This window comes from Vibrio sp. D417a (assembly GCF_030248595.1).
Lineage (GTDB): Bacteria > Pseudomonadota > Gammaproteobacteria > Enterobacterales > Vibrionaceae > Vibrio > Vibrio alginolyticus.
In genome coordinates, this window is sequence record NZ_JAHGAM010000004.1 from 302,693 (window position 1) to 314,976 (window position 12,284).

The 12,284-nt window shown below is 41.5% G+C and carries 9 protein-coding genes; 1 reads left to right on the forward strand and 8 read right to left on the reverse strand.

All coding sequences use genetic code 11. The annotated features are described in order from the left end of the window. Positions 1 to 157 precede the first annotated feature (157 nt). On the reverse strand, positions 158 to 691 hold the full coding sequence (locus tag KI742_RS05155) for a lipocalin family protein (protein WP_017820207.1): 534 nt from the start codon (positions 689 to 691) through the stop codon (positions 158 to 160). 307 nt (positions 692 to 998) lie between these two features. Between KI742_RS05155 and KI742_RS05160 the strand changes: the two genes are divergently transcribed. Then, entirely contained in the window at positions 999 to 1,379 is a 381-nt protein-coding gene (locus KI742_RS05160) for a cystatin domain-containing protein (RefSeq protein ID WP_005387498.1), read from the forward strand. A gap of 58 nt (positions 1,380 to 1,437) precedes the next feature. Here KI742_RS05160 and KI742_RS05165 read toward each other — a convergent pair whose 3' ends face one another. The 7 genes from KI742_RS05165 to tssH all read right to left on the reverse strand — a co-directional run bounded on the left by KI742_RS05165 (position 1,438) and on the right by tssH (position 12,278). Next, the gene (locus tag KI742_RS05165) at positions 1,438 to 4,494 is read right to left on the reverse strand and encodes an AAA family ATPase (RefSeq protein WP_256896061.1); all 3,057 of its coding nucleotides are present in this window, start codon (positions 4,492 to 4,494) and stop codon (positions 1,438 to 1,440) included. 9 nt (positions 4,495 to 4,503) lie between these two features. Beyond that, positions 4,504 to 5,637 (reverse strand): exonuclease SbcCD subunit D, encoded by a 1,134-nt coding sequence (locus tag KI742_RS05170; protein ID WP_256896062.1) that lies wholly within the window; start codon positions 5,635 to 5,637, stop codon positions 4,504 to 4,506. Positions 5,638 to 5,995: 358 nt separating this feature from the next. After that, positions 5,996 to 6,835 (reverse strand): NAD/NADP transhydrogenase subunit beta, encoded by an 840-nt coding sequence (locus KI742_RS05175; RefSeq protein ID WP_256896063.1) that lies wholly within the window; start codon positions 6,833 to 6,835, stop codon positions 5,996 to 5,998. Next, positions 6,836 to 7,126, reverse strand: a complete 291-nt coding sequence (locus tag KI742_RS05180; protein ID WP_005375969.1) for a PAAR domain-containing protein — start codon at positions 7,124 to 7,126, stop codon at positions 6,836 to 6,838. Positions 7,127 to 7,137: 11 nt separating this feature from the next. Beyond that, on the reverse strand, positions 7,138 to 8,973 hold the full coding sequence (gene tssI / locus KI742_RS05185) for a type VI secretion system tip protein TssI/VgrG (protein ID WP_213968361.1): 1,836 nt from the start codon (positions 8,971 to 8,973) through the stop codon (positions 7,138 to 7,140). A gap of 49 nt (positions 8,974 to 9,022) precedes the next feature. After that, positions 9,023 to 9,502: a type VI secretion system tube protein Hcp gene (locus KI742_RS05190; RefSeq protein ID WP_005375967.1), complete on the reverse strand. Its 480-nt coding sequence runs from the start codon at positions 9,500 to 9,502 to the stop codon at positions 9,023 to 9,025. Positions 9,503 to 9,710: 208 nt separating this feature from the next. Then, positions 9,711 to 12,278 (reverse strand): type VI secretion system ATPase TssH, encoded by a 2,568-nt coding sequence (tssH, locus tag KI742_RS05195; RefSeq protein ID WP_285384900.1) that lies wholly within the window; start codon positions 12,276 to 12,278, stop codon positions 9,711 to 9,713. Positions 12,279 to 12,284 lie beyond the last annotated feature (6 nt).

Consider the following 12,284-nt stretch of genomic DNA (forward strand, 5'->3'; position numbering starts at 1 on the left):
TATAAGCCCCATCACGAGTAATCACAAATGATGGGGCTATATCCATTTTGACCACATTAAGTTACGCGGTAACAAATTACTGTTAAGCGAAATGACAAACTGAGCTCTTAATTAGGAAGCTTCCCCTCTGTCCGCTTTTTCAGCCACGCTGATGAACTTAAAGCTGTCTTTGTTTCTCTTGTTCAACAAAAATGAGCTCGTCTATAGCGAAACCTTTCTCTTTAGCTACGTACTTAAAGCGCTCCACTACTTTCTCATCAACGTTAGGCGTTCTAGACAGTAGCCACAAATAGTCGTGGTTGTAACCGGAAACAAACGCATAGTCATAGTTTTCACCTAGCTCAAAAACAATGTAAGAAGAGTATATTGGCCCAAAAAAGGAAACCTTTAAGTGTCCAACCGTTTTATCTTCAACAAAATAAGCTTTGCCTTCAGCTTCTGACCACTGTCGCTCTTCTTCGGAATATCCACGGTTTATCACCTTAACCCCACCATCCTCGCGAACCTGATACTCAGCGGTAACGTTGGATAAGCCTCGCTCAAATGAATGGTCTAGGCGTGCAATTTCGTACCACTTACCTAGATATGGCTCTAAATCGAAATTATTCACGGGTTCCACCCCATCCGGCTTCGAGGTACAACCAAATAAAGTTGCAAGTGACAAAAGTAAAAATATTTTTATCGATTTCATACAACACCTAAATTTTAATTAGTGATTGATTTTACTCTAGAAGATAACAAATCGATCACTAAGCCGCACCATCGCCCTAATAGGGACACATCACAATTCTTCATCATCAATAGCGCGCTGAACACCGAAACCTCGTCATCTCAGCAAATCGTTAACAAGATTGCTCTATTTTTGACTTACAAGCTGACCATGCTTGTATATTTTGTCAGCATTTAACCCTATGCATATAGAAACTTTGCACAACATAGACATTCGTAGGCATATCACCCTCCTATAATACGTTGCGTTATAGACAGAGGTTATTGTTATGAAATTAAAAACAGTGTCAGTTTGTGCACTTTTGGTGTTACTTGCAGGTTGTCAGCAGGAAAAGCCGAGCGAAACGACACAATTAACGACCTCGGCAGATGTATGTAATGCACAAGGAAACATGCCAGGTGGGTGGAATGAGTTTAACGCGACCCCTGATGCACAAAAGGCAATGGCCTTTGTTTTAAAGAAAATGGACACAATAGCGTCGTTTAAACAAATACTGAATGTTCACGCGCAAATCGTTAGTGGCGTCAACTATGCTATTGAGTTTGAATTGGATGATGGCTCTGTTTGGAACACGATTGTTTATCGCAACCTCGATGGCGAATATGCGATTACCCAATCGCCAAAAGAAGGCCACTTTTGCGAACAGTAGCGACTTAGTCAGAAAGCCCCAACATTAGGGGCTTTTTGATCTAACAGTAGTCACTGAATTAGACAGCGAAGCGACATTGAGATTTAATCGACACCGTTGAACCAAGTCTTGATGGTTCTACATCAATCCTCTGCGCCATTTGTTCTTTCAACTCAGAAACGTGAGAAATAACACCGATCATGCGCCCAGTCTGTTGCAGGTCCACTAGCGTTTGAATAGCAAGATCTAAAGACTCTGGGTCTAAACTACCGAAGCCCTCATCAATAAATAAAGTGTCTAAACGGATACCGCCACTATAGGATTGCACAACATCCGACAAACCAAGTGCCAGAGCAAGCGCTGCCATAAATGATTCACCGCCGGAAAGTGTCGCAACATCACGCGTTTTTCCTGTGTAGCCATCTTCAACCATTAAATCTAATCCGCGACCCGCAGCGCCTTTGAAGCCCTCTGTTTTTCGAGCAAGAATATAGCGCCCTTTACTCATAAGGCTTAAGCGTTGGGAGGCCTGAGTCAGCACATCATCCAACAGTACACCAAGAACAAAGCGATGTAGGCTAACCCTGCTGCCTGTTTTACCGCTAGCAACGTCGTACAACGTACCAAAGACTTTGTATTCTTCTTCTAACTTACTATTTTTCTCATGCAACACGGCAATATCTTTACGAACCTTTTCAAGACGTTCAAATATTGAGCGTGTGGTATCAAGTTGATTCCTTACTTCGATATATTGCGCCTGCAGAGTGGTTAACCTGTCGTTAAACGACTCTAAATTAGGCTTTTCAAGATCTTTCAATACATGATTTAAATCATGTAGTGTTTGCTCAAGCTTGGTTTGTGCCTGTTTGAAGCTGTCTATTTCTTGCTGCCAGGCTTGAAGCTCATCGTCTCCCACTCGACTACTTAGATAATGGCTTTCATCCTCAAATTTACTCGCCTGTAGTGCCTCATTCCACGCTAATTCTGCTTGGCTAAGTTTTTGCTCTGACTCAGATAACCACTGCTTGTTCGTCGCTAAGTGACTTTCCGCATTTGATTTCTCCAATATCGCTTGCTGCAAAGCGGTTTGCGCCTTTTCTAAGCCTGTGTTCAAACTCAGAATTTGCTCTTTTGTCAGCAAAATTTCACGTTCAAGCAAGTCAGCGGAACTGTATTTTGGGTCAATAGAAGCTTGTAATTGAGCCAATTGTTCTTGGTTCGCTTCAACGGTTGATTCATTTGCCGCCATTTTATTCTGCAGCTCATGAATTTTATTTTCACCCACGACGCAGCGTTGATTAAGCTGTTCAACGTTTTTTTCTAGCTTTTCAATATCAATAGCTTGTAGACGTAGGAGTTGAGCATTGATCGCTTGCAAATCATTTTGAACCGTCGAGATCTCAGATGTAGCATACTCACCCAACTCCTCTTTCAACTGGTTATACTGATTCTGATACTGACTAATGACAACGTTATGTTGTTCTAGCTGATTGCTTAGTTGGTTCAACAAGGTTTGAGCTTCTCGCTCTTTCGCTCTAGCCGCCTGAACTTGCTCTTTTGTAACGGCTTCTTCAACAAACGTTGCGGGGTTAGGATGCGTTTCGCTACCACACACCGGGCATGCTTCACCTGCTTTTAGTCGCTGCGCTAATACTGCTGCTTGAGCGTTGTGCCACTTAAGCTCTATCGTATCAGCGTCTTGTTGACACTGCATATAGCGCTGACTGGCTTCGTTTAGTGACTGCTGCTTACTTACAGTTAGCGCATTGAGTTTAGAGAGCTCTAAAGTAAGATCATGCAGCTTTTGTAGATCCTGTAGCAGCCGTTGTTTTTGTTTTATTTCCGCATCGATGCTGCCAATAAGCGCAACATCAACTCGTGCTTTCTCTAGCTCCTTCTGTCCCTGCTGGGCCTGTAACGTTAACTTATCTTTTAGTTCTATGTACCGTTTTAACGTTGCTTCAAATTGTTGTTTTTGTTGATAACCCGCCGTTATTTTACTTTCCAAATTGTCTTTCTCGACCAACTTGTTTTTCATACTTTCAAGCTGATACTGCAGTTGCGTTAACTGCGGGACCTTTGCAGCGGCCTCTTTTGCACTTTGCTGCAAGTTTTCTTGTTCTCTCGCAACGACATGAGCTTTTTCGAGACTCTCTTTCAAAGCTACGATTTTTTGCCTAAGCTCTTGCGTTTGAGCTTTTGCATTTTGTAATGAGATGTAGGGCAACTCTATCTTATTGGCATTTTTAGCGTTTTCTAATTGCTGTTGACGAGCTTTTATCGAATCTGAGTGTTCTAGATGCAGCTTGAGTGCGCTTTCTGCTTGCTCTCGTTTCGAAAACTCTCCATTCAAGGTTTCTGCTTTTTGCAATTCAGATTTAGCAGTATTGAGCTTATCTAACGCTGCTTGCTCATTCTTTTTATCAGACTCTAATTGCTTAGTTACTTGTTCCAGTTGTTGTAATAGCTCTTGTTCAGAACTCGCTTCTGCAACTTGTAAAGCACCTCGAATTTGATTATCAAATTCGCCTTTCGCTTTACTAATTGCACTCGCTTTATCTTTGAGCGCGTACTCAATTTTTTTATATATGTCAGTTTGAAAGAGCTGGCCAAAAATTTCTTCACGCTCTTTAGAGCTAGCAAGCAACAGTTCTCGGAATTTTCCTTGAGGCAACACCATAACTTGACGAAATTGAGTTTCATTCAATCCAATAATATTGCTAACTTCAGTTTTAACCTGAGTCGTCTTGCTGGTGATAAGCGTTTCAGTCTCACCGAGTTCATAAAGAGCCGCAGTGTGCTTTTTAATCGTCATCCCTTCGCCACGGGCCTTGGGCGCTTCCTGCTCAGGGGCTCGAACAACTCGGTATTGTTTGCCGTGTAACGAAAATTCGAGAACTACTTCGGTTGGTAAGTCTTGCGCGGATAAGTCACACCGCATCTGAATACCTTGTCGCTCATTACCTGTTGTTTCACCATAAAGGGCGAAGCAAATGGCATCTAAGATCGACGTTTTACCGGAACCTGTAGGACCATTAATCAAAAATAGAGGGTTACTGCCAAGCTTCTCAAAATGAATGATTTCAGTTTTTGCAAACGGACCAAAGGCTTGCATGGTTAGTTTAATTGGTTTCATCTTTGGTCCCTATTGCTGTGATAATTGCTTAATAATGTCAGTAACAGCTTGCTCTTGCTCTTTAGACAACTGGCTATCTTGCGCCTCAATAAAAAAATCTCGGAACATATCAATTTCGCTTCGCGCCAACTTTGCTTGCGCCATTTCCTGCTCTACCCCAATTAACATGCCAGGTTTCTCAAGGTGTAAAACGTTTGGATACACTGAACGAAGTTTTTCCATTGGGTTTAAAATCGCATGTTTATCCATCAAACGAACTAACAAATAATCTTCATTCTTGGGGTCTGTTTTCCCTTGCTCAATAACTTTATCCAGCTCGCCCTCTACAATACGCATTTCATGAGGAGCCGTAAGATCAATATGCTTTGCAGAAACGAATCCTTTCTTGTCCAGTTCAACTAACGTGAAACCTTTTCTCTGGTTCTGTTCACCAAAGCTATACTTCATGAGAGAGCCAGAGTAACGGATCTGCTCTGCGCCTTTCTTTTGAGGCTGATGCAAATGACCAAGTGCGACGTAGTCAAAATCTAAGAAGTGTTCATGACTCACGCGATCAGAACCACCAATAGATAATGGTCGTTCAGAGTCTGACTCGATAGCCCCATCAACAAAACAGTGACTCACGAGCACGCGCTTTTGCTTAGAGATAAAGCGCTCTTTAATTTGCTCAACAAGCAATTGATGAGCCTCATCATGAGTGGATACCGAGGCTTTGTAGGCAAACCTGACCTGTTCAGGGTCGTTATAAGGCATACCATAAAACGCGACCTCATCCGCAGAGTCCGTTTTTATGATGATGGGAGTGAGCATATCTTCAAAGTTGCTAACAATATGAAGACCTGCATTTTTCATTTGCTCTGAGCCGAAACCTAACCTTTCTGCACCATCATGGTTGCCAGATATCAATATCATTGGTGTTTCTAACTCGGTACAAATGCGTTTCACGACTCGATTTAACAGTTCTATTGCAACCGTTGGTGGCACCGAACGGTCATAGATATCTCCCGCCACTACAACTGCATCGACGGGGTTGCGTTCAATATAGTTAATCAGTTGTTCGAGTACTGCTTGTTGATCTTCGAGTAGTGATACGTTGTGGAATTGTCGACCAAGATGCCAATCTGAGGTGTGGATAAACTTCATTCGAATTCACTTTCCGCCAATTCTATGAGTAGGCTTGCTTCTGTCAGAGTCCATGTACCGTTTATAAAAAGGAATGCGTCACGGGTGGGATCTCGAACAAGCCAAAACTCAAGTTATTTTATATCGGTAAGGATATCTTGAGTCGAACAGCTTTTCATGTGGTTTGTGTTCTATGGCTGGCTATTTAATCAGAAAGCGAGAAGAACACTGTAAAAACGCGGTGAGCAAAGCTATTTTGAAAAGCAAGCTGCGCCTAGTCATTGTCCAAACATCATTAAAGGGCCAGTTTCGAGTCAATCCCCCATAACATTTGCATCACTAAAACCTCAGCTACTAGAAGGAAAAGCAATAGCCAGACCTATTCACTACGCCAATTGTATATTACTCCTACCGCATAGCCATCTGGCTCGATGTCGACTTGCAACACGTGAAAGTCTGGGCAGGGGCTGCTTCTTTGAAGCTCATCAATCACTAACGCTTTTAAAACGCCGCCACATGCACCCAATCCGCCAAGTTTGATATCAACAAATTGATACTGAGTTTGATCGGTCACCCACGGAGACAAGAATTGCATTGAGTTTAACCATTGCGGTTCTTCCTTATTAACGGATAAATACAATTGACTGAGTGGATGTTCACAACTTACTCCTAATTGCTTAAACACCTTGTCCACGGCGATGCGTTGTTGTTTGGCATCTAAATCAATTCGAACAACATCAGGCACAAGACCTGAATGTCGAAAAAAACACTTGGTTAAAATGATAGAGCTTTGAGGTTTGACATACCCTTCTACATCACTCGTAACCTCTATAGCCAGTATCCAAGTCGCTTGCGTTTCATTAACTTCACGATTTATCCGATTTAGTGCCATCAAAAATGCAGCTTGGCCATAAGGATAAAAGTAAATTTCAGTATTGACAGTTTGGCCAACGAAAATAGAAAGCTCGCTTATCAATGCTTTAAGCAAGCTTTTGTCTACCGAAGAGGGTAAAAGAACACAGAGATTCCCCTTGATATCAGCTTGCTCAAGACTCTCGCGCTCAGAGCGCACGAGGCTTAATATATGCTCATCTATTGATTGAGCAAAGTCAGGGGGACGGATTTCCTCGGACAATCTAAAAGAATCATCAGCTATCTCGCGAACGGTGTGTGAACGGCCATTAAAGGATAGAAGATGCGTTTGAAATGCGAGTGGCATCTAGCCTCCGATTAAAACCGTAGGCATACCAGATAGAATTTTGCCACCATGAGACGTTGAATCGCCGACTCTCGCGGCTGGTTTACCGTTGATTGTTACGCTAGAAGAACCTGCTGAGATACTATCCGGAGGACCGATACAAATAAGCTTGTCGCCTTGTCTTGCCGCAGGTATCCCGCCAATCGTTACGTTTGGTGAACCAACAACGACGGGACCACCGACATGCGGTATCTTTCCTGTTTTTTTAGGGCAAAGATGAAAGCTGCCCAAAATTGCGGCTGGTTTACCCACTTTAAATCACCTTAGTTCAATGAAATTTGCCCAGCTTTAAGAGCAATAGCTGAGCCGTTAATGGATATTTTATTACCTTTGATATTGATTTCTCCAGAGCTAGACATCTGAATAGAAGCACCACCTACTTTGATCTCGACGCTCTTTCCTGCATTAAAAGACAGTACTTCACCCGTTTCATTCGAAAAGTTTTTACCTACTTTCAAGCTCGCGTTCTGACCAACCTCTTGATTAACATCATTGGTCACTTTTTCGGTTTTACTGTTTTCAACGGCGATATCAACACAGTCTTCAACTAGCATTTGGAACAGTTTTTCAGCATGAAGATAAATGTGCTCTTCACCAGGCTTATCATCGAAGCGCAACTCATTAAAATTGGATGTACCTTTTTGTACAGAGCGTGATTTATAACCACTCTGAGAACTTTGCTCTGGTAAAGCGTAAGGAGGGAGTTGACTACCGTTATATAGTGACCCCGTAACGATTGGTTGATCAGGGTCTCCGTTAACAAACTCGACGATGACCTCTTGTCCGACTCTAGGGTGAAACACCGACCCCCATCCGTTACCTGCAATATTTTGCGCAACACGAATCCAACATGAACTATTTACATCGTATTTACCAACACGGTCCCAGTGAAACTGAACTTTGATACGGCCATGTTTGTCTATGTAAATTTCACCATCTTTGTTCCCCGTAACTATTGCAGTTTGCAAACCTTTCATCTGAGGTTTCGGATAGTTAACTGAAGGACGAAGGATTGTCTTTGAGTCAACACAACTAAACGAGACTTTAACACCTTGCGCACCGGTGCCACCTTGACCAGTCTGGTTATAAACAGCAGCTGACAAAAAAACAGAAGACAGTACATATTCTTTGCCGACTCGAGATTTATCTTCATGCTTTTTAAACTTGAAGCACTTACCTACGCTGAATGTTCTGCACGTAGCCTCGCCACGACACAAATATGCATTTTGCTGTAGTGCTTCTATTGCATGCGTGTTTCTCAGTGCGTATTGATCATTGCTCTCCATTTCACCCATGTATTCAAAATACTCGCTTCCAGGTACTGTAAAAAAATCACTTTCACCCTTTGCAGTATTTTTAGGATTCGAAGAAGGCTTGAGCATGTTATAGCCTGACTTTTGACTCGCTTTAGTAGTCAGAATTTGCGTTTCATGCCAAGAAGAAATGTGGCTAGACTTCGCCGTACCTGTATCAAAATCGACTAAAAACTCAGTACCCGGCTTATAAAAACTGATGTCATCAAAAATATTGAGCGTATGGGCAGACTTAGTATGTGTAAAACAAAATGATAGCCCCTCCTCCGATAACAGACGTCGAACAAATTCAAGATCTGATTCTTCATATTGTACTTTGTATGTGTATTTAGGATAGGACTTGGTTAACTCAAAACTAAAGGCAACACTATGCTCCGATAGTACTTCAGAGATAATTTCCTTTATATCCTTATGCTGAAATATTCTACAATTTTTTCGATATTCAGCGAAACGTAATTTAGGCTCTATTAATAATTCTATGTTTTTATAATTTTCGCCTTTATGTGTATTAGAAACCCTTTTCCCTTCTAATCTTGCAGCAGAAACATAACCATGCATATAACGAGGATTTGAAGAAACATCCTCATTATTTTCAAGGGTAATGGTAACTTCCTTACCAATAATTTCGTTTAACTCACTTCGTTGATCATTAAAGTAAGCTTTAGCACGCAATGAAAAAAGTTCTGAGATCTCTTCTCTATACTCAAACGAGTTTAGTATGATGGCATCTTTACCGAATGGCGAAGAAATTCGGATGAAATTGTTATCTTGAGTTGCTCTTTTCATTAAATACTTCTTTCAAAAAAATGCGGAGGAATACTCCCCCGCATGAAAATTACATTTGTTGACCTTTAACACCGCTGTAGCCGTATACCAATGGAGCAGAAGTGTTGTTCTTATCGTCAGTAGGAGTCACTGTCATCATCATTTCTGTGTAAGAAATTGTGATAGTTTCAACTGGACGATCGTCTTGGATAGAAACTGAGTAGTTAGAAATCATCGCATCAGTCAGTTCGATCTTCATGATCTCTTCAACCTTCTCACCCTGCTTAGTAATATGGAAAACCGCTGGTTTACCTTTACCAATCGTCGCTTCTTTAAATAAGTCAGGAGAAGAACGGTCTTGAAGTTTAGTGATAGTCAAATCATATAGACGAGTAGCGCTCGCTTCACGGTCCATCGCTGTACCAGTGTATGATGAGATCTCACGACCTACACTCCAATCTACAGATAGTAGTGTAATCAAATCTTTGTATTGCTCGGCTGTTGCCTCACCCTTAATATCTGCGTATTTAAGATACGTATTAGACTGCATGCTAATCTCCTATAGCATTATTAATTGACATATATCGTAATAATTTAATTATCTGACGTTTGGTGATAATTAGTGATTAATGTATCAAAAACTTCATTTTAAATACGCCCTGTTATATCTTTAAATAAGATTTAATTTAAGCGTTTTTTATAAAAAATAATAGTTAATATGAACCAACTCCCAATTATTATTGAGAGTGTAAAGGATGTTAAACTATTGAGACATTAAGTCCACTAGTTGTACCTTTAACAATAATTTCATCAAACGTCTTATCATTAAGAATTGCATGCAATATTTCATGAGAGATCTTCGGAAGCAATGTATTTTCTATGGTTGTTTGTACCACACGCGCACCACTCCCAGATTCATTGCTATTGTCTACAATATCATTAATTAGTTCCTCATCAAAAAACAGGTCAGCGTTATAGTGCTTACGAATACGAGTCGTAATTTTATCCAACTTTAATTTTGTTATTTCTATCAATACTTTTCTTGATAGAGGCAAATAAGGTAATACATTCACACGCCCTAAAAATGCTGGTTTAAAGTCAACCAACAAATCATCGCGTAAAGCATCTTTTAGTGCTGACGGCTCAGGCGCTAAATCAGGATCAGAATACAAAGACATCGTCGTTTCGGTCCCTGTGTTCGCGGTCATAATAATAATAGTGTTTTTAAAGTCTATATCTCGACCTTCACTGTCTTTAATTGAGCCTTTATCAAATACCTGATAAAAAATATCTTGAACACCAGGGTGCGCTTTTTCCATTTCATCGAGGAGAATTACGCTATAAGGTTTACGTCTAACAGCTTCAGTCAGTACACCTCCTTCTCCATAACCGACATAACCAGGAGGAGAACCTAATAGCAATGAGACTTTATGCTCTTCCTTAAATTCCGACATATTGATAGTCGTGACATTTTCTTCACTACCATAGACTTTCTCTGCAATCGCCAAAGCCGATTCGGTTTTACCCACTCCGCTTGGTCCGGTTAGGAGAAATACACCATTTGGTCGTGTCTCATCCGTGAGCTGCGCACTCGCGGTTTTTATCACTTCAGACATGAGCTCTAAAGCGTGATCCTGCCCGACAACTCGCTTGCACAAACTTTCTTTCAAACCCAATACTGCTTGGATTTCATCATCCTGAAGTTTACCCAGCGGTATACCGGTCCAATCCGAAATAACTTCTGCGATTAGCGCTTCATTTACATGCGAAAAAACTAAGGGCTGTGAGTTAGCGGAGAGGTTATTTTCAAGCTCTTGTAACTTGTCTCTCGCAGTCTCAGAACCCTCCTGGATTATTTGGGTTCTAAGTGACTTAGCTTCACTTACCCATTCTTTTTCTTTTTCCCAAAGTACTTCTAATTCAATAATGTCATTAGATAGCGCATCAATCTCTTTTCGGACACTTTGCAGCTGCACATCAAGAGATGCTCCTAGCCGATTCTCTTGGCTAAGATGCTCATACTCAGCTTGCTTTGCTTTAAGTTTATTTCTTTTCGCATCTAGGCCTCCCGGTGTAGATGACTGACTTAACGCAACTCGAGAGCAGGCCGTATCCAAAACAGAAACCGCTTTATCTGGCAGTTGACGACCATTAATGTATCGAGCTGAGAGTTGGACCGCTGCATTGAGAGCTTGGTTAGTGATATGAACATCGTGGTGTTGTGCCATTACATCAAGTAAGCCTCGTAACATTTCGATCGCGAGTTCAGGGGCAGGCTCATCAACCTTTACGACTTGAAAACGCCTAGTTAAAGCTGCATCTTTTTCAAAATACTTTTTATACTCTGCCCACGTTGTAGCTGCGATCGTTCTGAGTTCACCTCTCGCTAATGCTGGCTTCAGAATATTCGCCGCATCACCTTGGCCCGCTTGCCCACCACCGCCAATTAGGCCATGAGCTTCATCAATGAACAATATAATAGGCTGTGGAGCGTCGTTTACTTCCTTAACAAGGTTCTTAAGCCTGTTTTCAAACTCACCTTTCATGCCTGCGCCGGCTTGCAGTAACGCCAAATCCAGAGACTTAATTGCCACATTTTGCAGAGCGGGAGGTACATCGCCATCAATGATCTTTTGCGCCAAACCTTCAACAACGGCTGTTTTTCCAACACCAGCTTCTCCCGTAAGAATCGGGTTGTTTTGTCGGCGTCTTAATAAAATATCGATCATTAGGCGAATTTCATTATCTCTACCAATCACCGGATCTATTTTACCTTCCCTAGCTTGCTCAGTAAGGTCTGTTGTAAATTGATTCAAGGCGGAATTCGCGTTTGACTGCGCTAAGTCATTCGATCTTGATTGAGGCGCATTACTTTCTTTAAAGTTCAATAAGCGAGATGGTTCTATCTTGTTTAGTTCAGGACTAATCGAACCAACCATGTTGACTAACGTATCATCAGACAAGTAGGCAAATAAAAGATGGATGCACCCCAACTGTTCTTGATTGAATTCAATGGTTGCAGACAACAAGGCATTTTGCATAACAGTCACCGTATGAGCTGATAGCCCAGGCACCGACTGGCATCCTGTTTTGTATTTTTCTAATGCCTTTTGAATATCGGTTTCAACCTTGATTTTATCGACATCAAATTCGTCAAAAACTTCAGAGTAAATATCGTCAGGATGGCGGATAATCATCATTAACCAGTGAGACATTTCAATACTGTGATGAGTTCGGGAGCTTGCCATCGCAGCTGCCTGTTCAAGTGTTTCCTTAGCCTGAGGAGACAATCTTTCGACCAACGCTGAAAGTGAGAGTGAAGCCATTACATT